This window comes from Thermoclostridium stercorarium subsp. stercorarium DSM 8532 (genome assembly GCF_000331995.1).
Taxonomy (GTDB): Bacteria; Bacillota; Clostridia; order DSM-8532; family DSM-8532; genus Thermoclostridium; species Thermoclostridium stercorarium.
On record NC_020134.1, the window covers coordinates 1947212 to 1970324 of the forward strand.

19 protein-coding genes and 1 pseudogene are annotated in these 23113 nt (G+C 39.6%); 3 read left to right on the plus strand and 17 right to left on the minus strand.

Features of this window, described 5'->3' with window-relative positions:
* Window positions 1–250 precede the first annotated feature (250 nt).
* Genes CST_RS08410 through CST_RS08425 form a run of 4 tightly spaced genes read right to left on the minus strand, consistent with a single transcriptional unit; the run spans window position 251 to window position 7640 of the window.
* Window positions 251–4687: a methyl-accepting chemotaxis protein gene (locus CST_RS08410; RefSeq protein ID WP_015485049.1), complete on the minus strand. Its 4437-nt coding sequence runs from the start codon at window positions 4685–4687 to the stop codon at window positions 251–253.
* 41 nt (window positions 4688–4728) lie between these two features.
* Entirely contained in the window at window positions 4729–6840 is a 2112-nt protein-coding gene (locus CST_RS08415) for a chemotaxis protein CheA (protein WP_242823539.1), read from the minus strand.
* The gene (locus tag CST_RS08420; protein WP_015359453.1) at window positions 6833–7261 is read right to left on the minus strand and encodes a chemotaxis protein CheW; all 429 of its coding nucleotides are present in this window, start codon (window positions 7259–7261) and stop codon (window positions 6833–6835) included. Before CST_RS08420 ends, CST_RS08415 begins: the two co-directional genes overlap by 8 nt.
* 25 nt (window positions 7262–7286) lie before the next feature.
* Window positions 7287–7640, minus strand: a complete 354-nt coding sequence (locus CST_RS08425; protein ID WP_034836250.1) for a response regulator — start codon at window positions 7638–7640, stop codon at window positions 7287–7289.
* 410 nt (window positions 7641–8050) lie between these two features.
* On the opposite strand from CST_RS08425, the gene CST_RS08430 reads away from it, so the two are divergent.
* Window positions 8051–8611 (plus strand): tyrosine-type recombinase/integrase, encoded by a 561-nt coding sequence (locus CST_RS08430; RefSeq protein ID WP_015359455.1) that lies wholly within the window; start codon window positions 8051–8053, stop codon window positions 8609–8611.
* 478 nt (window positions 8612–9089) lie between these two features.
* Here CST_RS08430 and CST_RS13740 read toward each other — a convergent pair whose 3' ends face one another.
* From CST_RS13740 to CST_RS13540, 13 genes are all read right to left on the minus strand, one after another.
* A complete protein-coding gene (locus tag CST_RS13740; RefSeq protein WP_015359456.1) occupies window positions 9090–9317 on the minus strand; it encodes a DUF6485 family protein in 228 nt (75 codons plus the stop codon).
* Window positions 9318–9613: 296 nt separating this feature from the next.
* On the minus strand, window positions 9614–10789 hold the full coding sequence (gene nspC / locus CST_RS08440) for a carboxynorspermidine decarboxylase (protein WP_015359458.1): 1176 nt from the start codon (window positions 10787–10789) through the stop codon (window positions 9614–9616).
* A 10-nt stretch (window positions 10790–10799) separates the two neighbouring features.
* Window positions 10800–11999, minus strand: a complete 1200-nt coding sequence (locus tag CST_RS08445; protein WP_015359459.1) for a saccharopine dehydrogenase family protein — start codon at window positions 11997–11999, stop codon at window positions 10800–10802.
* 93 nt (window positions 12000–12092) lie between these two features.
* A complete protein-coding gene (speB, locus tag CST_RS08450; protein WP_015359460.1) occupies window positions 12093–12944 on the minus strand; it encodes an agmatinase in 852 nt (283 codons plus the stop codon).
* Window positions 12937–13782: a polyamine aminopropyltransferase gene (speE, locus tag CST_RS08455; RefSeq protein ID WP_015359461.1), complete on the minus strand. Its 846-nt coding sequence runs from the start codon at window positions 13780–13782 to the stop codon at window positions 12937–12939. The genes speB and speE overlap by 8 nt, the downstream gene beginning before the upstream one ends.
* 2 nt (window positions 13783–13784) lie before the next feature.
* A complete protein-coding gene (locus CST_RS08460) occupies window positions 13785–15227 on the minus strand; it encodes an aminotransferase class I/II-fold pyridoxal phosphate-dependent enzyme (RefSeq protein WP_015359462.1) in 1443 nt (480 codons plus the stop codon).
* A 297-nt stretch (window positions 15228–15524) separates the two neighbouring features.
* Window positions 15525–16070, minus strand: coding sequence for a Panacea domain-containing protein (locus tag CST_RS08465; protein WP_242823540.1), 546 nt, complete (start codon window positions 16068–16070; stop codon window positions 15525–15527).
* Between the two features lie 21 nt (window positions 16071–16091).
* Complete coding sequence (locus CST_RS13655) at window positions 16092–16373, minus strand: hypothetical protein (protein ID WP_157882699.1); 282 nt, start codon at window positions 16371–16373, stop codon at window positions 16092–16094.
* Window positions 16336–17169, minus strand: a complete 834-nt coding sequence (locus CST_RS13660) for an HD domain-containing protein (RefSeq protein ID WP_015485051.1) — start codon at window positions 17167–17169, stop codon at window positions 16336–16338. The genes CST_RS13655 and CST_RS13660 overlap by 38 nt, the downstream gene beginning before the upstream one ends.
* Window positions 17170–17802: 633 nt before the next feature.
* Window positions 17803–17934: a hypothetical protein gene (locus CST_RS13820; RefSeq protein ID WP_015359465.1), complete on the minus strand. Its 132-nt coding sequence runs from the start codon at window positions 17932–17934 to the stop codon at window positions 17803–17805.
* Window positions 17935–18405: 471 nt separating this feature from the next.
* Window positions 18406–19467, minus strand: coding sequence for an S-layer homology domain-containing protein (locus CST_RS08475; protein WP_015359466.1), 1062 nt, complete (start codon window positions 19465–19467; stop codon window positions 18406–18408).
* Between the two features lie 791 nt (window positions 19468–20258).
* Entirely contained in the window at window positions 20259–20570 is a 312-nt protein-coding gene (locus CST_RS08480) for a hypothetical protein (protein WP_015359467.1), read from the minus strand.
* Window positions 20571–21011: 441 nt separating this feature from the next.
* A complete protein-coding gene (locus tag CST_RS13540) occupies window positions 21012–21206 on the minus strand; it encodes a hypothetical protein (RefSeq protein ID WP_015359468.1) in 195 nt (64 codons plus the stop codon).
* Between the two features lie 75 nt (window positions 21207–21281).
* On the opposite strand from CST_RS13540, the gene CST_RS13825 reads away from it, so the two are divergent.
* Window positions 21282–21404, plus strand: coding sequence for a hypothetical protein (locus CST_RS13825; RefSeq protein WP_015359469.1), 123 nt, complete (start codon window positions 21282–21284; stop codon window positions 21402–21404).
* Between the two features lie 530 nt (window positions 21405–21934).
* Window positions 21935–23054: pseudogene (locus CST_RS08485) on the plus strand (IS256 family transposase); the annotation flags it as partial.
* Between the last annotated feature and the right edge of the window lie 59 nt (window positions 23055–23113).

The window sequence follows — 23113 nt, forward strand, 5'->3', positions numbered from 1 at the left end:
AGTATTTTCCGGTTTGAACGATTCTTTTTTCCCAATTGACCGATCTAAAACACGCAGATCACGAAGAACTTTTATCAGTTAACCCGATCATATACGCTAAAGGAATCTGTTTCTGCACTGAAATACCCGTATCATATGTATGTGGAGGCAGGGTCCCCGCCTCCACCACAACGTTACTGCTTAATCACACCGAAATCAGGTTATTGTTTCAGGCGGATGGGATTTTACAATGAAACGCCTTGTTTTTTAGTCATTGAATTAATTCAAGAAGCACATTCATAATCTCTTCCGAGTATTTAGACAATTCATTCGTTACTGTAACAGTTCGTTCAACATCCTTGATATTAAGGTTGATAACACGGTTTATTTCCGAAGTATATTTAGCCAACTGTTCCACATCATTCGCCTGAATTTTTGTCGCGTCAGCCACTCCACCTGCCTGAAGGGTTACATGCTCTACGTTATTAATAACCTTATCCGCACTTGCCGACTGCTCTTTCATAGCCGCCGTAATCTGTTTTACCTGTTCTCTTGCATTTGCCACGCCTCTTACTATATTCTCAACTCCATGAGCCTGTTCTTTTGTAATATTGGTAATCTGTGCCGCCTGACTGGTAATATTCTCAACGCCGGAAACTATGTTTTGCCCCTGTCTGGCCTGTTCTTTTACTGCAGTTGTAACCTGGAGCATTTGTTCTCTTGCATTCTCAATGCTTTTCACTATATCGTTAATACCTTGAGCCTGTTCTTTAACCGCGTTTGTCACAAAAGCCGCCTGTTCGGTAATGTTCTGAACCGACTTTGTAATATCCTGGCCATGTTTTGCCTGTTCTTTCACTGCAACGGTAATCTGTCGTACCTGTTCCCGCGCATTGGCAACACCCCTGATGATTTCATCAACACCTGCCGCCTGTTCCTGTACCGTCTGGGAAACCTGGGAGGCTTGGTTTGTAACGTTTTCAGCGGCTTTAACGATGATTTGTCCCTGAGACGCCTGTTCTTTTACTGCTTCGCTTATTTGATTTATCTGTTCCCTCGCATTCAGAACACTTTTAATGATTTCTTCCACGCCCTGGGCCTGTTCAATGGTGGCCTGTGTCACCTGGGCTGCCTGTTTTGTTACATTTTCCACTGCCGCTATAATATTCTGTCCCTGTTTTGCCTGTTCCTTTACCGCATCTGAAATCTGCCTTACCTGTTCTCTTGCGTTGACTACACCCTTAATGATTTCTTCAACTCCCTGAGCCTGTTCAATGGTGGCCTGTGTCACCTGGGCTGCCTGTTTTGTCACGTTTTCCACTGCAATTACAATATTCTGCCCCTGTTTCGCCTGTTCCTTCACCGCTTCGCTGACTTGCCTTATCTGTTCCCTGGAATTCTCTATGCCCTTTATAATATTTTCAAGCTCTTTGGCCTGTTCCTTGGTTATATCGCTCACCTGTGCCGCCTGCCTGGTCACATTCTCAACCGCCGCAACAATGCTCTGCCCCTGCTTGGCCTGTTCTCGCACTGCAAGTGTAACCTGACGCATTTGTTCCCTTGCGTTATCAATATCTTTAATTATATTTTCAACACCTTTAGCCTGTTCGATGGTGGCCTGAGTTACCTGTGCGGCCTGTTTGGTAACGTTTTCAGCGGCAGCCACTATATTCTGGCTTTGTTTTGCCTGCTCTTTCACCGCTATGGTAATCTGCCTTAGCTGTTCGCGGGCATTGGCTATGCCCTTTATTATTTCCTCAACCCCGGCGGCCTGTTCTTTCACCGCGGCAGATACCTGGGCTGTTTGCAAGGTAACGTTTTCAACGGCCTGTACGATGTTTTGCCCCTGCTTTGCCTGTTCTTTCACCGCAACGGTAACCTGACGCATCTGTTCCCTTGCATTGGCTACCCCCTTGATAATTTCTTCCACGCCTCTGGCCTGTTCCGTTGTAGCCTGAGTAACTTGCGCGGCCTGATTTGTTACGTTTTCCACGGCGATTACAATATTCTGTCCCTGTTTTGCCTGTTCCTTCACCGCAACAGTAACCTGTCTCACCTGTTCTCTTGCATTTGCAATACCTTTGACTATATTTTCCACTCCTGCAGCCTGTTCTTTCGTCGCCTGGGTAACCATCGCCGCCTGGTTAGCTACCGTATTCACCGCTTCAATGATTTTTGCGCTGCCTTTATTCTGTTCTTCAGTCGCAGTGGTTATCTGGCGGATCTCCGCATTCACATTTTCTATTCCTTCAACTATTTTTTCAATGGCCTTTCCTGCCTCATCACTTAACCTTGAACCATGCTCAACCTTTTGAGTGCCGATTTCTATCGCCTTGATGGCCTGGCTTGTTTCTCCCTGTATTCCTTTAATGAGATCCGATATTTCCTTTGTTGCTGTGGCCGTGCGTTCCGCCAGTTTTCTTACTTCATCGGCGACAACCGCAAATCCCTTGCCATGCTCTCCCGCTCTTGCCGCTTCAATTGCAGCGTTCAGCGCAAGGAGATTGGTCTGTTCCGCGATATCGTCAATGACTTCAATTATACTGCCTATTTTTTCCGAACTTTTCCCAAGTCCGTTTATAACATTTTCAGCACGATGAATAACCTCGGATATATCCTTTATAGCCAGCAATGTATCGGCAACGGCTTTCTGACCGTCTTTCGCGTCATTCATCACATTTTCACTCAATTTATTTACATTTTGCGCGCTTTGCGCGACCTGGCTGATCGAAGCCGCCATGTTTTCAACGACGTTAAATGTTTCATTTGCGGATTTCTGGAGCAACTCGGCACTTTTCGCAACACCCTGAATTGATTTGCTCATCTGTTCTATAGAAGCAGATATCTCTTCAACCGATTTGGCCGTACTTTCCGCATTTCCGGCTACCTGCTGGATTGACGCCACTATTTCCTGCACCGCTGCCGTTGCCTCTTCTGCTGATCCTTTAAGGCTTTCGGCGTTTCCGGCAACACCTTTTATCGATTTGCTCATTTGTTCGATGGATGATGAAATTTGTTCCACGGAACTTGCGGTACTTTCCGCATTACCCGATACCTGCTGTATTGATACCACCATTTCCTGTATTGCAGCAGAGGATTCATCTGCCGATGCTTTCAGGCTTTCACTGTTCCCTGCCACTCCTTTTATCGACTTACCAATTTGTTCTATGGACGAAGCGATTTGTTCTACTGAGCTTGCCGTACTTTCCGAATTTCCGGCCACCTGCTGGATGGATGTTACTATTTCCTGTATTGCCGCAGCAGTCTCGTCCGCAGATGTTTTTAAACTTTCGGCATTTCCCGCAACTCCTTGTATGGACTTACCCATTTGTTCTATAGATGAAGCTATTTCTTCGACTGATTTTGACGTGCTTTCCGCGTTCCCGGCCACCTGCTGGATGGATGCCACAATCTCCTGTATTGCCGCCGACGCTTCTTCCGCGGAACCTGTCAGGCTTTCGGCATTGCCCGCTACACTCCTGATAGACTTTCCTATCTGTTCAATGGATGAAGAAATTTGTTCCACCGAGTTGGCGGTACTCTCGGCATTACCGGATACCTGCTGTATGGACGATATAATTTCCTGCACCGCCGCTGTAGCCTCTTCGGCAGATTCTTTCAGGCTTTCGGCGTTTCCGGCAACGCCTTTTATAGACTTACCCATCTGCTCTATTGAAGAAGATATCTGTTCTATGGATATCGATGTGCTTTCACTGTTTCCGGCAACCTGCTGAATGGACGCCACAATCTCCTGTACCGCTTCCGATGTTTCCTGGGCGGATTCTGTCATGCTTTCGGCATTTCCGGCAACACTTTTAACCGATTTGCCCATTTGCTCGACGGATAAAGATATCCTTTCTATGGAATTCGCAGTATTTTCAGCATTGCCGGCCACCTGCCGGATTGATGCAACCATTGAATGAATGGCTTTTGTCGCTTCTTCGGCAGAACTTGACAGACTTTCCGCGTTATCCGCCACTCCTTTGATAGATTTGCCCATTCGTTCAATGGCAGCAGAGATTTGTTCCACCGAGGCAGCTGTGCTTTCAGCATTACCAGCTACCTGCTGAATAGACGCAGCAACTTCCTGAACCACCGCAGTAGCCTCTTTTGCAGAGCCGGTAAGATTTTCGGCATTTCCGGCAACGCCTTTTATCGATTTACTCATCTGTTCTATCGAAACAGAAATCTGCTCTACAGACCCAGCAGTACTTTCAGCATTTCCGGCCACCTGCTGGATAGACGCAACTATCTCCTGTATGGCTTTTGAGATCTTTGAGATCTCTTCGGCTGAAGCTGCCATACTTTCAGCGTTACCTGCCACACTTTTTATTGATTTTCCCATTTGCTCAATCGAAGCCGATATCTCCTCCACCGACTTCGACGTGCTTTCACTGTTCCCGACAACCTGTTTTATCGTAAAAACCATTTCTTCAAGAAACTTTTGGGACTGTTCGGCAAGTTCCATCAGTCTTTCGGCGTTCCTTACAACACCTTTAATTGACTTTGAAAGCTCGTCCGTCATTGAATTTGTGGAAACTACAGCAGCGGATTGTTCCACGGTACCTTTTTTTACCTGTTCGGCAATACCGGATAAAACCTTTAGTTTTTCATCCAGTTTTTTTGCTGAATCTGCGGCAATATTAACACTGTAAGTAATTCCCGATTTCTTCATAAATTTTAAAGCCATATTTCTTTTGAATCCCATATATAATTGCCCCCTACCAAAATATTCATGTTTATTGAAAATTAATTTTCAGTCTGTTTATTATGGATTTTTGCAGCCCTTTTCTTGCTTATCATGTCCAGAATTCCCGCCACGTCAAGTATGCAGGCTACACTTCTGTCACCCAGAATCGTAGCTCCGGATATACCTTCAACTTTTCCTATGTAAGATCCCAGGTTTGTAACAACAATTTCCTGGTTCCCTATAAGTCCATCCACTACAAGGCCGAAATGCCTTTCAGCTATTCCGAGTAATACTACAAGAACATTCCTTTTCTCCTCTCCTCGCGGAATCCCGAAATAATCATGCAGCCATACCAAAGGAATTGCTTTGTCCCTTATAACCGTAATGGCCTGTCCGTTAACCGACTCTATTTCGTTATTTGTTTTCCTTACAATTTCAATCACGTTATTCATAGGAATCGCGTATGTTTCATCCCCGATTTTTACCAGAAGTCCTTTCAATATTGCGAGCGTGAACGGAAGCTTGATTATAAACCTTGTACCGGCCCCAGCGCATGTTTCAACATCAATGATTCCATTTAATTTCTCAACATGCGACTTTACAATATCCAGTCCGACTCCACGCCCGGAAATATCACTTACAGTTTGCGAAGTTGAAAAACCCGAATGAAAAATTAAGTTTATCAGCTGCTGTTCGGTCATACTGTCTGCTTCCTGCGCTGTTACAAGCCGTTTTTTTACCGCAGCTTCTTTTATTTTCTGTATATCAATCCCCGCCCCGTCATCTTCAACAGTTATTATTACATTGCTGTCATGATGAAATGCAGTTATCCGCAAAGTACCCTTTTCAGGCTTTCCCAATCTTCTGCGTACCTCCGGCTCTTCAATCCCGTGATCTATGGCATTCCGTATAAGGTGGATCAAAGGATCACTCATTTCTTCCATTATTGTCCTGTCTATCTCGGTTTCTTCACCCTCAAGCACAAGATTTACCTCTTTATTCAACGATCGGGACAAATCCCGCACCATTCGGGGAAATCGGCTGAACAATTGCTGTATCGGAATCATGCGTGTTTTTATGATTTTTTCGCGAAGCTCGTTTATCAACACCGATATATTGTTTGAAATAACAACCAGATCATCGACAGTTTCATCAGACCGATACCGGTTGTATAAGCTGTTTGCAACCTGTGCAATTCTTATCTGTTCTATCACCAGTTCTCCTACCAGCTCCATCATTCTTTCCAGCCGATCCACATCAATCCTAACGGTATGTACAATCTTTTTTTCATCCCCCGGTGTTTTTGCACACGAGGCATTGTCCATGTCCCGTGTCTCAGTCTCATATGCTTTTATTACATGTTCAGCGGTATCGACGCTATAAGGAAAAACTTTGACATCACTTACATCCATCAGGTCATTCCGCGCTTTATGCTCCAACGCAGCAGCGCTCATCTGTGTGATAACTAAAAAGGCCACGTTGCAGATATCAGAATCTACCGGCACCTCCAAGACATTTGGAACCATGCTTACGACAGTGCCCCATTCATTAAGAAAGTTCATAATAAGACAGGCTCTGGTTGATTTCATCTGGCTGTCTTCAGAAATACTAATTTCGCATACAAGAACATTCTGCCCGATTTCCAAGGCATGGTTTATCTGCTCCCGCTGTTTTGTGTCAAGAGCGAATATTACTGATTTACTATGTTCAACCTCCGCATTCCCGGCTTTATCCGGATTATCTTCTTGCTTATTCTCAGACGCCGTTATTGCTTTCAGTTTGTTTATAACAGGATTTATATCGGTCTTAATGTTGTTCGCGTCCGATACGTAATCATCTTTCAGCATTCTTAAACAGTCCAGGCAATCAAAAAGGACATCTGTAACCGGTCCGGATATTTTCAGAAAACCGTTCCGGATACTGTCCAAAACATTCTCCAGTTCATGGGCAAGGTTTTTCATTTTCTCAAAACCCATGGTGGCCGAACAGCCCTTTAAGGTATGGGCAATGCGGAATAATTCATGCACATGTTCTTCCGTCTCCCCGTTTTGTTCCAAACTTATAATGCTGTTTTCAAGCATTTGTAACTGTTCTTCCACTTCGGCAATAAAAGCTCCAATCATCTCAGGACTTTCAAATATACTGGCCATGCTTTCCCCCTTCTTATTCATAGAGTACCTTGTCAATGTTCAAAATGCTTATAACGCCTTCGTCGGTAATACCTACGCCCTCAAAATAGCTGCCGTCAATACCGGCTACCATCTCCGGAGGTGGCTGAATATCGGAAAATCTTATAACCTGGTTTACTTTATCAACCACAATCCCAATCATTTCATTCCTGCTTTTTACAACTATTATCCTGGTTTTCTTCGTAGAGGTGTAATCAGGAAGACCGAATTTTCTATGAAGATTGGCTACAGGTATGATCCTGCCCCTGAGATTAATAATTCCCTCAAGAAAAGCTTTACTGTTATGTATTGGTGTAATATTCTGCATTTTTATAATTTCATATACATCGCTGATTTTTAACGCATATTTCTCACCGGCCAATTCATAAACCACATATTGGCTGTTTAAAAGCTCGTCCATCATTGTTCCCCCCCCCGTTTGAAAATTGTTACAGTTTATTTAATGTCTGAATTACGTAATCCTCCTTAAACGGCTTTACTATAAACCCTTTTGCTCCAGACAGGACTGCCTCCCTCACATAAGCTTCCTGCCCGAGGGCCGAAATCATTATAACTTTGGAATTGGCATCAAATTTTCTTATTTCCTTCAGTGCCTGGATACCATCCATGACCGGCATTGTTATATCCATCGTTACAATATCCGGTCTGAGCTCTTTATATTTTTTTACTGCCACTGAACCGTTTTCTGCCTCGTCCACTACCTGAAAGCCATTCTTTTCAAGCATGGCTTTTAAAGACATTCTCATAAAAGCGGTGTCATCAACGATAAGAACTCTCTTCATTAGCATTTCACCCTCTCAAGTCATGTAAAAATACAAAACAAAATAATCAGCCATTCCGGCCTTCAATTGCGTTCCTTTGGCCCAAACCCCGGTACTCCGTGTGCCTCCCGGGTTTGTTTTCTAAAATTACAAACACAATACATGTTTTATATTTCTTTTCTTTTTTCTAAAGTAACAATATGTCCATTTTGTTACATTATTTAGAAATAAAAAGCCTTATATACCGCATGTCTGACGTTAATAACTTTTTAAACATCAATTTTTAGCAAAAAAACTCATGAATCTTTTTAATTATATTTCTGATAAATTGTTGCATTAGCCGGCAGCTTAGTTACGATATATTATTTGTGCATACCCGGATGATACAGGCATATAAAACCGCTTTAAAACTTTAAAGGGAGGATAGATTCATGACTGTGGAACCAATTCGCAGCAAGGAAAAAATTAAAAAAATGTACTATTACTTGAACGGAAAGGATCCCAAATACGGACTGTTGTTTAAATTTGGTCTGAACACGGGATTAAGGATAAGCGATATTTTGCCTTTAAAAGTTAAAGATGTCTATACACCGGATAACCGGTTTCGTGAATACCTTATTCTGAAAGAGAAAAAAACGGATAAGGAGAAAAAAATAAAAATAAACCATTCTTTAAAGAGAGAGATAGATAACTACGTAAAAACGCAAAATTTAAAATATGAGGATTGGCTTTTCGCGAGCAGAAAAGGAGGGCATATTGGCAGAGTACAAAGCTACCGAGTATTGCGTGAAGCAGCCGAAGCCGTAGGCGTGGAGAACTTTGGCACCCATAGTTTGCGTAAAACCTGGGGATACTGGACCTATAAAATGTCCCGGTATAATATAGGGCTTATTATGGATACATTCAATCACAGCTCACAAAGTATAACGCTGCGTTATATAGGTGTAAACCAGGATCAAAAAGATGAGCTTTACTCTTTAGTCCAATTTTGAGTATAATAAAATTCCCAAATAAATTATTTGGGAATTTTATTTTTGGACGTATTTAAATACGTTGAATAATTAACAATCTTGCCGATATATAATTTAAAGTAACAAAATGGACATATTGTTACATTGCATATAGGAAAACTCTGCCCTCTAATTGAATAATATTTTTCGCATTATTATTTACCACATTTAAATGACAAATAAACATTTTTGTTTCTAAAGCAACTGCCAGATCCTACAATTACTGAAAAGCTGCACCGTTTTCCTAACAACTAATATCCAGCTATCCATAGTTCTTTCAATCATTCCGCCTACACACCGTGCGACATTTTTCATCCACTTGAATTACCCCTGTGCACATGAAGGTTTCTGTCCACGGATTTCATATGCCCTCACATCGGCTATAGGATTTTAAAACGGTTTTTTACAATAATTACGTGAACCCAATACAGTATAAAACGATTTTTTGGCATGCAGCGCCTTATTCAGTTTTATTTGTTTTGTTTTTTAAATAGAAATCAACAAAACTTTCGATTGTGAACTCTTTCAATTCTGATATATCATTATTAATCAGTCTGAAAAAACAGCTCGGAATTTCCCCGTCTTTAAGATTTTTACGCACGCAGGGATCACATCCTTTGGAATGGTTATTAGGATGCAATTTGCAGCTTAAATCGGTGCATGTGCAAAAATGTTTTTTATTTTCCATATCTACTTATTGCTCCCTTCCGCATTATGCATGGAGCATATTATATCACGCGGCTTTTTTATTGTAAAGAAATGCAAAATTTTTACATGAAAAAATATTTTCCTAAAAACATGAAAGTTTTAATGGAATTTCAATTCTTCAAAGGTTAATTATTATGTTTTGGCTAAAAACAGATACCATGTCATTTTTTTATTTTGGTTTAAAAACCGGTACCAAAGACATTCCCGACTATACGCCTGACAAAACAAAACCCCCGATACCGTAACAATACCGGGGGCTGCCAAATTTATCTTACACTACGACAGACGTCCTTTGAAGTCTTCATATCCAAACTTTTTGATTATTCTTAATCCGTCTTTATCGTTATATACCGCTATTGCAGGAAGGTTTACGCCGTTAAATGTATTGTTTTTGACCATCGTATAAATTGCCATATCGGTAAAAAGAAGAACGTCGCCTTCCTGCAACGGTTCTTTGAAGGAATAATCCCCTATAACGTCGCCTGCAAGGCATGTAAGCCCGCCAAGCCTGTAAGTATAGGGATACATTCCTGCGTCGCCTGCCCCTACTATTTTGGGCCTGTAAGGCATTTCAATAACATCGGGCATGTGGCATGCCGCGGAAGTATCCAGTATTGCTATGTCAACTTTATTTTTCACAAAATCCAGAACCCTGGCAGCCAGATACCCCGCATTCAAAGCTATCGCCTCGCCGGGTTCGAGATAAACCTCCACACCGTATTTATTTTTCATATACATAATGCATTCACTCAGTGTTTCCATATCATATCCGGGCCTGGTAATGTGATGTCCTCCGCCAAAGTTTATCCATTTCATCCTGCTTATATATTTTCCAAACTTCCTGTCCACCACTTCAATAGTTCGCTTTAACACATCAGAGTTCTGTTCACACATGGTATGAAAATGCAGGCCGTCTATGCCTTCCAAATCATCCTCCCTGAAATTCTCCAGCGTTATACCAAGCCTGGAACCCTCGGAACACGGATTATAAATCTGAGTTTCAATTTCCGAATACTCCGGGTTTATCCTCAGCCCGCATTCTATTTTCCTGCCTGAAGATTTAACCCTGGCTTTGTATTTGTTCCACTGGGAAAAGGAATTAAAAATTATATGGTCGCATATTTTCATTATCTCATCAAATTCTTCTTCCCTGTACGCCGGAGCGTATATATGCACTTCTTTCCCCTTCATCTCCTCAAAACCCAGCCTTGCCTCAAAAAGCGAACTGGCTGCCGTACCGCTGAGGTATTTGCCGATAAGCGGATACAGCGAGTACATCGAAAAAGCTTTCTGGGCGAGGAGAATTTTGCAGCCTGTCCTGTCCATTACGTTTTTAAGTATCCTGAGATTTTTCTCCACAAGCCTCTCATCTACAATGTATATCGGTGTTGGAAGCCCGGATATATCAATATCCAAATCAACGGCTTTGAAACTTTGGACACTTTTATTCATCCGCACTCACCTAATCCAAAATATCGGGTGTAAAACTTTCCTTCCACGGCAGGCCGTTTTTGTTCAGCGCATCCATAAACGGATCGGGATCAAGTTCTTCTACATTGAATACGCCCGGCTTTTTCCATTTGCCGGTCAGTACCATCATTGCACCTATCATTGCCGGAACACCGGCGGTATATGAAACTGCCTGAGACCCAACTTCCCTGTAGCATTCCTGATGGTCACAGACGTTATAGACATAATAATCCCTGGGCTTGCCGTCTTTAACTCCCCGGAATATGCACCCGATATTTGTCTTGCCTTTTGTTTTGGGCCCCAGCGTTGCCGGATCGGGCAGAACGGCCTTCAAGAATTTCAGTGGCTGTATGAGCTTACCCTCAAATTCTATCGGTTCTATCGACGTCATGCCGACATTCTGGAGAACCTGAAGGTGGGTAAGATATTTCTGGGAAAACGTCATCCAGAATCTAATTCTCTTTACACCCTTTATGTTCTTTGCCAGCGATTCTATTTCCTCATGATGCAGCAAATAAATATCCATGTTGCCTATCTCCGGAAAATTGTAAGTTCTTTTGATTTCCAGCGGTTTTGTTTCAATCCATTCCCCGTTTTCCCAGTAAAGTCCCGGTGCCGTTATTTCACGTATATTGATTTCCGGGTTGAAGTTAGTGGCAAACGGATAGCCATGATCCCCGGCGTTACAGTCCAGTATGTCTATGTAGTGAATTTCATCAAAATAATGTTTCTGGGCATAGGCAGTGAATACTCCTGTAACACCGGGATCAAAACCACAACCCAAAATAGCGGTAATTCCTGCCTTTTCATATCTTTCTTTGTATGCCCACTGCCACTTGTACTCAAATTTCGGGATCTCGGGTGGCTCATAATTGGCAGTATCCAGGTAATCGGTTCCTGTGGCAAGGCACGCATCCATTATGGTCAGATCCTGATACGGCAGTGCAACATTGATGACTATGCCGGGTTTGAAGTCATTGATTAAACTTATGAGCTCTTCCGTATTGTCGGCATCAACTTTTGCAGTATGTACTTTGGTTTTTCCCCCGTCCAGTTCTTTTTTGAGCTGATCGCATTTTTCTTTTGTCCTGCTCGCAATTAAAATTTCTTCAAATACATCGGGATTTTGCGCACATTTATGGGCAACAACCCTGCCCACTCCTCCTGCACCGATAATCAGAGCTTTTCCCATCTCTAAACCTCCGTTCAGTTAATATTTAAAATATATTAAAAAACAAATATTTTAAACCGTTGCCATAATTAAAACACAACACGCTGTTTCATGTTATTTGTACACATATAAAAGAACCTCTCTCAAAAGCTTGCATGCAAGCACCGTTGACGCTCCGCTCGGGTCAAGCGGCGGAGAAAGTTCCGTCATGTCAAGAGCAACTATATCGAGGCACGATACTTTTCCAACCGCGTCAAGGAGCTCGGAGAACGTCACACCGCCTGCCTCAGGAGTCCCCGTACCTGGGAATACCGATGTATCAAGTACATCCAAATCAATTGTCAAATAAACCGGTTTTCCTTTTAATGCCTCCACCACTCCATCCAGACGGCTGAAATCAAAGAAACTGGTGTAAACATGGTCTTTTCCCCAGTAAATTTCCTCCCTGGAACCGCTTCTGATACCGAACTGAAAAATTCTGCGGTCACCCACCAGTTCCCAGCAACGCCGCATCACCGTCGCATGGGACAAGCTTTCACCCAAATACTCGTCCCTTAAATCCGAATGAGCATCAAAATGAATAATATGAAGGTCTTTGTATTTTTTCACCGCGGCGCGTACGGCACCTAAACTGACCAGATGCTCCCCGCCTATCATAAACGGGATTTTACCGTCGTTTAAAATTCTGTACGCATATTCTTCAATTATTTCAAGTACCTTAACCGTATTACCCAAAGGAAGTTCCAGATCTCCGGCATCAAATACGCGGATATCTTCAAGATCCCTGTCCTGATAAGGGCTGTATGTTTCTATCGAGTAACTTTCACTGCGTACCGCAGAACTTCCAAACCTTGCACCCGGTCTATACGAAACCGTTCCGTCAAAAGGCGCGCCGAATACTACTATTCTGCTTTCTTCATAACTGTTATCACAGCCTATAATTTTGCTTGCATTGTTATCATGCATTCTCCAGCAGCTCCTTTACATAATTTGGCAGTGCAAAACAACCCCTGTGCAGTTCGGTGTTGTAATACCTCGTTTTTAAACCAAGGGAATTCCAGTTTTCTTTAAGGTCAGCAACCGGATGAAACCCTTTTGACGCAAATCCAAAAAGCCAGTGTCCCGACGGATAGGTCGGTATATGGGCCTGATAAACCTCGGCCACAGGGAAAATCGATTTTATTCGTTTATGGGCCCGTTGCATCGACAGAGCGTCATTAGGGTAATAAGGACTTTCATGCTGGTTTACCATAATACCCCATTGTTTTAATGCTTTGTAGCAATTTCCGTAAAACTCTCTTGTAAACAAGTCCTCTCCCGGTCCGAAGGGATCGGTTGAATCCACTATTATCAAATCATATTCATTATTTTTTCTTCTCACAAATTTAAGCCCGTCCTCAAAATATATGTTCACACGGGAATCATCAAGCCTGCACGAGGTTTGGGGCAAATATTCCCTGCAGATATCCACAACAAGCTTGTCTATCTCAACCATATCAATTCGTTTTACAGAATCATATTTTGTAAGCTCTCTGACCACTCCCCCGTCTCCTGCTCCAATAACAAGCACATCCTGGATTTCAGGGTTTACCGCCATAGGTATATGCGTAATCATTTCATGGTATATAAACTCGTCTTTTTCTGTAAGCATAAGGCAGCCGTCCAAGACCAGAACCCTGCCAAATTCATAGGAATCAAACACGTCTATGCGCTGGAATTCACTCTCCAGGCTTATAACCGGCTTGTCAACCTTAATGGAAAAACGGGCGTAATTCGAGTGATATTCGGTAAACCATAAATCCATATTTATCCCTCCACAACCAGAATATTCTCCAGTTTCATATCCTGGGTGCCCATCAGCAGACTGCCCTTGTCCTTCGCATAAAATATATAATCTATTATTTCTTCAGTTATTCTTTCACCGGGAGCCAGGATTGGAATACCGGGAGGGTATGCCATTACGAATTCCCCACTGACTTCTCCTTTGCTGCATTTTAACGGCATCATTTTCTTACTGCTGTAAAATGCTTTCTGCGGAGTATAAACCACATGGGGATTTATGTAATTATAGTCGAGCATGCCGGCAGGCTCCCTTGAATAAAGTCTTTTTATTTCGTACAGGGCTGAAATAAGGCGTTCAATTTCCATGGCCCTGTCGCCTGCGGACACAATGGCTAAAATATTGCACAGATCTCCAAATTCGACCTGAATTCCGTATTCATCCCGCAAAATATCGTAAACCTCTATTCCGGTAAGACCTGTATCCCTTGTATTAACAGAGAGTTTTGTTACATCGAAATCATATATATTGTCATTGTTCACCAGTTCCCTGGAAAACGCATAATATCCCCCAAGGCTGTTAATTTCCTTTCTTGCGTATTCTGCAAGTTCAACGGTTCTATTGATAATCTCCTTTCCGTTTAAACTGAGGTTCTTCCTTGCCAGGTCCAGAGACGTCAGCAGAAGATACGAAGCGCTTGTTGTCTGTGTAAGACCTATAATCTGCCTTACATAATTGCTGTTAACATTCTCGCCGCATAACAAAAGTGAACTTTGGGTCAGTGACCCGCCTGTTTTGTGCATACTCACTGAAGCCATGTCCGCGCCTGCCCGCATTGCGGAAACGGGCATGTTCTCCCCGAAGTAAAAATGGGTACCGTGCGCTTCATCAACAAGAACAAGCATGTTGTGGTTGTGAGCCAGTTGGACTATTTCCTTTAAATTAGAACAGATTCCATAGTAAGTCGGATTATTTACCAGAATTGCCTTGGCATCCGGGTTTTCCTCAATTCCCCTTTTTACATCGTCGACTGACATTCCCAGTGCTATGCCAAGCCTTTTATCTATGCCGGGATCTATGTACACCGGCACAGCTCCGCTCAGGATAAGAGCATTTATAGCACTTATATGTACGTTTCGGGGCATAAGTATCTTTTCCCCTGCTTTGCAGGCTGACATTACCATCGCCTGAACTGCCGCGGTCGTGCCATTGACAATAAAAAAGCAGCTATGGGCACCGAAAGCTTCCGCTGCCAACAGCTGTGCGTCTTTTATTACCGATACCGGATGATTCAGGTTATCCAAAGGCTTCATTGAGTTAACGTCTGCTTTAAGGCACTTTTCCCCAAGAAACTCGGTAAGTTCCTTATTGCCCCGTCCGCCTTTGTGTCCTGGCACGTCGAAATGTACTATACGCTCCGCTCTGAGCCTTTCCAAAGCTTCATATATGGGGGCGCTTCTTTGGTCCAATTCTTTACCTCCTGTCAAGAGTCATATAATAGCGGACAAAATAAAATTTTTTGTGCAATTTGTTTGCCTTAATTCTCTTCCGGAGGCATCTGTATACATCTTATTTAAGAAATATAAATTAAGAAAGATTATTACATACATTTTTTATAAATGCAATATAAAAATGTGATATGTTTTTCACTTTTTGGGTTTTATCATTTGTTTATTCATATGAATTTTTACAAAAAACTAAAACCCGTGATATACCAGGATTTTCCTGAACATTCACGGGTTTAATACTCTTAGTGTCAACTTGTTTTAATTACACAATATGGCAAAAATATTCATTTCCTCTAACTGATTATAGGCATTCAGAATTTCTTCCAAACTGAAATACGGCTTTAATTCACGTACACTGTCCGATATTTCATACCTGTTTATTTCCCACCTGTTTTGAAGATAATTTTTATACAAATAAATTATTGTTGTTCTGAGCTCAAGATCTCTTGCGGTCATATCACCAAATAATTCTATAATTTCGTTTATCCGTTCCTCATTTTGTGATATAAAATCCTCAGATTTCTTGATATACTCATCCGTTTTCTTTGATGGTTTAATACAATAACCACCTGTCCCCAAATCAACAGAATATATTTTCACACCGTCAATAGCCTCAGTGTAATCCAAATCCGCCAAAACATCACTGCAATAAGGGCCATATGTATACAGTGAAAACTCATAGCCCAACTGTATATTAAATACTTCCTGAAGTATGTATATATATTTCATTAACGCTGTTTTGCCAAATTGAGTCTTTTTATCAAATCTTTTTGCCAAATAAGAAATCATTCCTACCCTTTCCATAAACTGCTTTTTATATTCATTCTATCTCTTCCTTTCTAAATATTCTTCAATTTTTTCTCTGATTATCTTTTCACCACCGTTTTTTACATAAAGCCTCTTTTGCTTAATCGGTTGCATACTCCTCACAATTGATGATCTCAGGGACAATGGCTCCAGTTTTTCGCATTTTTCGCCGGGATTGCAAAGTATAAATATATCTTCTTTTCCTGTTTTATACCATGATTTTTCAGATGAATCCTCAAAACTGATATCATTCCTAAAAGTATTATATATAATCTTCAAATCTGTCAAGCTCATCTTCATCAGGAACTTCACTTGTCTGAAATACACATTTATCCTGTTTTCTTTCCAGTATTATTTTTCCATGCTCGCCACCAAGCCCTTCCTTCAGTAAACCATACATTGCCCAATCATCATATTCCAAATATTTTTTTAAATTTTCTTCTCCGTCAGGCGGCGGAAAAAAACCGCTTCTATCTCCATGTTTTAAAAGTATTTCCTTTAAAGCATTTTCTATATGATGATCAAACGCCCGCCTGGTTTTGTGAAAGTAGACTTGAGTAAACATATGATACCTTGCAATAACCAAGCTTTCTGCAACATGCCACCCACCTTCTTCAACTGCCAGATTAGTACTATAAGTTTCGGGATCTGTTGCTATGCTCATAGTATTTACCAGTCTTTCCTTATCATATATACCATAACTTATTCCCAAATGTAACGAGTCTCTTAAAAGATAATCCGCTCTGTCCGCATCCAACTGACTTGATATTATATTCTTCCACACATGACTTCTTTTGGGTTTAACCGTTTCATCGCCCAAAAGAGCCGTAACATCCTCAACTTTTATATCATAGTTATCGTTATCTTTGTAATTTTCTATTATGTCCTTAAAAAAGGTTTTAATAACCGCTATACTATAGTCCTCATGCGAAAATCTCTTATCCTCACCCTTCTTGTACTTAGGATGATCTTCAGGAATATAAGGCATCAGTTCTTCATCGGCGTGTGAAAAAGGCGAATGACCGATATCATGGAGTAAAGCAGCAAACCTGATAATCTTTCGATCTCTTTCAAGCCCTGCTTCATTAAAATTCAATATCTCTTTTAAAAATTGCTTTCGTTTATTTAATATGCTGTCGAAAAAAAAGAGTTGAAAGATGCATAACTCCCAAAGAATGTTCAAATCTGGTATGATTGGCGCCAGGATATACCATATCAGTGAGGGAAAGCTGCTTAATCCTTCTTAATCGCTGAAATACAGGATGATTAATTATTTCCCGTTCCCAATCATCATATGTAATAAAACCATATATTATGTCCCTTGTTTCATACAATTTCATAGTATCTTTGACCCCACTGAAATATTGTACAGAACATTTGTTCTTTTGTAAAGATACATCATTAAACTAATTTACATTATTTTATCATATTATATATCCTGTTACAAAACCGCATTTTACTGAGCACAATACTTATAATTATCTACTTACGTGTTTTACCTTTGTCCTCAAACAAATCAAATAAAAAGGAAACCGCAAATACAATGTTACATATTAATTTTCCCAATAAACCAAAGTAAAATATTGGGTGCCTATATTATTAATCAATTTATTGGTTTGATATGGTTGAAGTCTGTGATTCTGTGTATATCCTTTGACAAACAAATCATTATCACCTGAAGTAAACAGAGCAGGCATGTTTGTTAATTCATCCATGATTCTTGCAATTGTTAATGTGGCCTCTCTTCTACTTTTCTTAAGTAAAATTCTGCAATGTCTTTTCCAAGTTCAATAGCTGTTACCTCGCACCCTGTTTCCAGAAACGGCACAGTTGCCTGACCGGTATCAATTCCAACTTCCATCGTTTTTTATTCTCATTTAGTTCTGAATAATGAATAATATCATTAAATAATTATTTACAGTATCTCGGTCTCCATTTATCATAATTTTTCACATCTTCATTAAATGTGAAACGTCTGTCCATTTTGCCCCCCGCTACGGTCATTTTGAATTATATCCGCTTTGTTGAATTTCTGTAAATATATCCAAATGTCTTTGTTTTACAACATAAGACCTATAAAAACACAATTGCTTTCCATCATTTTCTTTGTATCTTTACACTCCTTTCAACCCTTTTACTTGTAAGAAACAAACCCCGCAGCAAATGAAGATTTCTCCTGCATCTGCTGCGGGATTTTTGGAACATATGCTTTTACAAAACCAGTCAGTTTTACATAAGTAAAATTTCCGGTGTATTTTCAAATACCTTTGTCTAGGATACTGAAAGTTAACTATAACTATCAAGATTTAAACTTTCATTCTCCATTCTTTTTTTACTGAACTATATCGTCGGAAATTACACTCCAAAACAGATTATCATCCATCTTAAGTCTTACTTTATGTTTTTTTATGCTGCCGTCTGACAATCTTACAGTTATATCGCACTCAACTGTAGAATTATCAATAACTTTTTCACTTGTTCTAATATAATCATAAAAAGTATCGTGATATTTTTGACCAAAATATTCATATAATTTTTCTGCCGGATATGTATCAATCCATTCCTGGGTCAGATTATCGCCAGGATATATTTCGTCCAGCAAAATCTTTAATTCTTCAGCAGAAAAGGCATTAAGGCCATTTTTCCTTTTCTCAAAAACAGATGCCGGGTTGGGTATTTGTTTTTCTTCATATAATGTGTTACCTAAATCTTCAGGCAACTGAGGAATTCTTCTTTGGTCTTTTTCGAGAAATCTCATAAGGATTGCAGACGCTTCAGCCCTTGTAGCATTTTTATTAAACCCAATAGTTCCGTCTGCAAATCCTGTTATGATTCCTGAAACGAATATTTTTAACGCTATATCCTGCGAGGCAGTATCAAGGGTTGAATAATCAGTAATTATGGGTGCATACTCTGTGTAATTTTCAGGAATTTCCAAATTTATTCCTTTTTCATCGGCAACTGTTCCTGTACCTGCTCTGACAATCATCCTTGCTATTTCGCCACGGGTAATATTTCGGGTATAACTTGAAAATTCTCCGTCCTGAATAATGCCTAATTCCTTAGCCTTATTAATATACCCTTCTGCCCAATAACCATTTCTCGAAGATATAACGCTTTCATCAATAGCAGAAACCAATATTTTTACAAATTCATCCACTTTGATATTGGAGTTTGGCCTGAAAGTTTTGTCAGGATAGCCTGAAATTAATCCTCTTTTTGTTAACTCCATTACATTGTTATAGAACCAATCCGTTGTCTTTACATCCTCAAATGTTACTGCGCTTGTTGCAAATACCTTTGTCTGGGTTATATAAACTCCTGTAGTCAAAATCATACTTAACGCCATAACAAATGATAAAATTTTAGATATATTTTTTTGTTTCTTAATCACAAGTAGTCCTCCTTATAAGCTTATAAAAAGATACAGTGTAATTAAAACTCTTTGAAGGTTACACTCAAGACTTTTATATTTTAAAAACCTTCAAAATTATTTATTTTAAATGTTCTGTTCTTAAACAAAAGTTTATTTACATTTTGTTAACTCGTGTTACTGTCTGTCATGTGTCCTCACTTCCTTCTTTCATAAATCCATATTTACTAATTTTACAGGTTATTATGAAAAATGTTCTGAAGAGGCGAATCTCCAAAACATTCAAAAAATCTTTATAACCAAAAACATTTTGGTAAGGTGTTAGCGCTAACATGCATATATGTATGTTATATCGTATTTTTTTCTCCTGATTTTAATATCTGCCTATGAATATTCTCATAACATACTTTAAGTGCCTGAAGTACACCTATCATCAGCCCTATTTACCACTTCTTTTTCAGATGACAAACCCGGTCTTAAAATTCTGTTTTTTAATTCCATTTAATAACATTTCTTTCCTAATTCTTGTAGTAATTTCTTAAATAAAGCCGGTTCCAATCAGGATAAGGTGAAAGGAAAAATAGTTAATTACTCCTTCCTAAAAAACATAATCCCGCAGCCATCAGGATTGCTCCTGCATCTCTGCGGGATTTTGGAACGAACTTTATTTTTATGAAATCAACTTTATTATTACGGAGTGAACTTTATCTGAATTATCTGAAAGGAACAACTTTATTTACCTTTACTTTATGTTCAATCCAAACAGTTTTTATCGGTTTATACCTAAAAAACACTCTTGACTTTAACTTTTACTATTTAATAACCCTAATATTTGTTTCTTTAATAACAATTATATCTTCAGGGTTAAACCCTTTATCCCATATACTGGAGGCTTCTATAAGAATAGATTTCTCCTTTTTGGTTACATATCCGGCCAGCATATATTTTTTGCCGTCCTTTATATATGGCGTATAAAATAACATCCTTTTATCCAAACTAAAGTCTTTTTCCTTTTCATCAACGTGAAACAGGATTTTTTGTTTTATTTCATCAAAGTCCAATCCAAATTCTTCTAAATTCTTGAAAAAACTGTCCGAAAAAGATATGACTTTTTTTCTTTCCATAACCTTCATCCTTTCAATATGAAAAACCATTTATATCCACAGATCTCTCGCATATGAATACATGGGGGCACCTCCTGCTCTATTTTAAGTCCAGGCTTTCGTCAGCACTTCCTATAGGTCAATTATATCCCGGCGGTGACATTACCTTTATTAGAATTGTATTTAAAAATTTGATTATGTAAACTTTTAGACTTTAGAATATATTTTTAGCACTAACATAGAAGGAAAAAACTGTTTACACAAAAATATTTACACTGTCTGAAAAAAAGAAAAATACAAGCAGTTAAATAAACCCACAGTAAAATGTTGCGAGACCTCCTCCTTATTATAATCTATATAGCTTGCTTTTATCAAGTTTCTTCATAACACTGTCTGAATTGATCTCAATATCATTACCAAGTTTTTTCTTTGCTGCCACTTCAAAATCTCCTTTATGATCAACTAACCAATCAAGATAAAATAGCCCCTGATTAATGATATATTATCGTTTTCGGTCTTTTTGTATTCAATAATAGTAGGGTTACCTTCAGTATCAATTCCTAAAGTATCAATTCTTCCTCTATGCCTTTCGCCTGTAGGAAATTCAGAAGCAATAAAACGTATGCTCAATAGCTCTTCACAGTTTTCTTCAACCAACTTTTGCAGGTCTTTTGGGTGTTAAAATAAAATTGTGTCTGGTGTATAATAAAATCACAAAGGAGGCTGGTAATTATGGATAAAAATACCTATTATGAAACAGTCAAAAATATGGCGGTTGAAAAAGTATTAAACCAGTATTGCTCTGATTCAGATCCATCACGCCCTGCCCTCAAAAAGTTGCTGGTGTATATTTAAAATAAACTCCGCTCCAAACGACTTTCCCTCAAACCCTTATCCCTTCTCGCCTTAACCCTATTCTCCTAATCTCTTCCAGATAATAAAGTCGGTTCAAAAATTCCATATTTTCATTCCATTTAATAACATTTATTCCTTAATTCTTGTAGTAATTTTTAAAATAAAGTCGGTTCCAAATAGGGATATGTTGAAAGGAAAATAGGAATAAGTTTCATGGGTTAAGGGTTAAGGTTTTATTTCACCCTTTCAGTTGCTATATCAATATTATCTTCAATACAGTAGTCAATACTTCTCTCAATCCCTTTAAAATCAATAGTTTTAAGGCTGTAACCAACAAATAATTCTAATCAAAATTCTAATGAAAAATCTAATAACTTAGTCCTTATACCTTAGCCCTTTCCCCTGTAAAAAAAGCAAACCCCGCAGCAAAACAGGGGTTATCCTGCATTTACTACGGGATTATGGAATGAACTTTATTTTTATGGAGCGAACTTTATTTTAATGGAGTCAACTTTATTTAAATTATACAGCTGGAGGATTTGCTCGACTGGTTTATGTTGTCTGAACGCCAAATCTATCTCTTGAAAAACGAGAACGACAAAGGCAACGGCTTTTATGATAGAAAACTTGGTACACCTATGGGTAACCTGGACATCTCTGTCCCAAGAACTCGCACTGGCGATTTCAGACCCCACATCCTACCTGAACCGTATAAAAGGGTGGATGAATCCTATACAGACCTTCTTATGTCCCTTGTTGTCAACGGTTATTCAGAATCTTCTCTCTTAAATACCCTCAAAAGCCTCAACCTTCCTTACTCTGATGATGAACTCAACAAAATCAAAGATGACCTAAAAAGTGAATTAGACCTTTTCAAACAACGGGAATTACCCGAATCGGTGTTTGCTTTATTAATCGATGCTTATCATTGTGAGATAAAAGACGGCTCAAAAGTGAAGAAAGCCGCATGCTACATAATCCTTGGCGTTGATATGGAAGGTAAGAAAGACATCTTTGGCCTTTACACCTTCTTCGGCAAAGAAAACAGAGCCGATTGGAACAAGGTCTTTGAAAGACTTGATAAACCGCGGTCTTAAACGAGTTTTAGTGGTTGTAAGTGATGATTTCCCAGGTATTATCGAGACCGTCAAAGCTGTATATCCATATGCTGATCATCAGCTCTGTTTTGTACACCTTCAGAGAAATATCCGCAAATACATGACCAAAGCTGATGCCGCAGAATTCAATAAAGAACTCGATAAAATAAAATTTGCTTCTTCCTTTGATGAAGCTGTTCAAAAGTTTTATGACCTTTGCAGTAAATTTAAGAGTAAATATAGCCGATATATGAACATTCTCATGGAGAAAGCAGAACATTATATGGCTTTCATTAAATACCCCGAATCCTTGAGGAAGCATGTTTATACTACCAACAGTGTAGAGAGTATCAACAGTCTAGTTGAAAAAATTCGGATAAGATCGGGTGGTTACTTTAACTCTGTCGAAGTATTGGAAATTAACATATATTTACAGAGGGAGAACTTAAGGCGGACAAAATGGAAAAAAGCGGTACCAATGATAAATGCTCACATTTATGAAATACAACAAATTTTCCAGTTACGTTACTTTAATCAGACACAAAATTCTTGACAACTCTCGGTCTTTTTCTTTTAGAAGCTTTTAAGGCTTAACTTCTTTGCCTTACCATT

Excerpts from the sequence above, each read along its gene's own strand:
- CST_RS13655 (WP_157882699.1), bottom strand. The coding sequence starts at position 16,373 with ATGAAGATGAGCTTGACAGATTTGAAGATTATATATAATACTTTTAGG.
- CST_RS13825 (WP_015359469.1), top strand. The coding sequence starts at position 21,282 with ATGGATAAAAATACCTATTATGAAACAGTCAAAAATATGGCGGTTGAA.
- speB (WP_015359460.1), bottom strand. The coding sequence starts at position 12,944 with ATGCATGATAACAATGCAAGCAAAATTATAGGCTGTGATAACAGTTAT.
- CST_RS08410 (WP_015485049.1), bottom strand. The coding sequence starts at position 4,687 with ATGGGATTCAAAAGAAATATGGCTTTAAAATTTATGAAGAAATCGGGA.
- CST_RS08465 (WP_242823540.1), bottom strand. The coding sequence starts at position 16,070 with ATGGAAAGGGTAGGAATGATTTCTTATTTGGCAAAAAGATTTGATAAA.
- CST_RS13820 (WP_015359465.1), bottom strand. The coding sequence starts at position 17,934 with ATGGAAGTTGGAATTGATACCGGTCAGGCAACTGTGCCGTTTCTGGAA.
- CST_RS08480 (WP_015359467.1), bottom strand. The coding sequence starts at position 20,570 with ATGGAAAGAAAAAAAGTCATATCTTTTTCGGACAGTTTTTTCAAGAAT.
- CST_RS08430 (WP_015359455.1), top strand. The coding sequence starts at position 8,051 with ATGACTGTGGAACCAATTCGCAGCAAGGAAAAAATTAAAAAAATGTAC.
- CST_RS08420 (WP_015359453.1), bottom strand. The coding sequence starts at position 7,261 with ATGATGGACGAGCTTTTAAACAGCCAATATGTGGTTTATGAATTGGCC.
- CST_RS08415 (WP_242823539.1), bottom strand. The coding sequence starts at position 6,840 with ATGAATAAGAAGGGGGAAAGCATGGCCAGTATATTTGAAAGTCCTGAG.
- speE (WP_015359461.1), bottom strand. The coding sequence starts at position 13,782 with ATGGATTTATGGTTTACCGAATATCACTCGAATTACGCCCGTTTTTCC.
- CST_RS08445 (WP_015359459.1), bottom strand. The coding sequence starts at position 11,999 with ATGGGAAAAGCTCTGATTATCGGTGCAGGAGGAGTGGGCAGGGTTGTT.
- CST_RS13740 (WP_015359456.1), bottom strand. The coding sequence starts at position 9,317 with ATGGAAAATAAAAAACATTTTTGCACATGCACCGATTTAAGCTGCAAA.
- nspC (WP_015359458.1), bottom strand. The coding sequence starts at position 10,789 with ATGAATAAAAGTGTCCAAAGTTTCAAAGCCGTTGATTTGGATATTGAT.
- CST_RS08425 (WP_034836250.1), bottom strand. The coding sequence starts at position 7,640 with ATGAAGAGAGTTCTTATCGTTGATGACACCGCTTTTATGAGAATGTCT.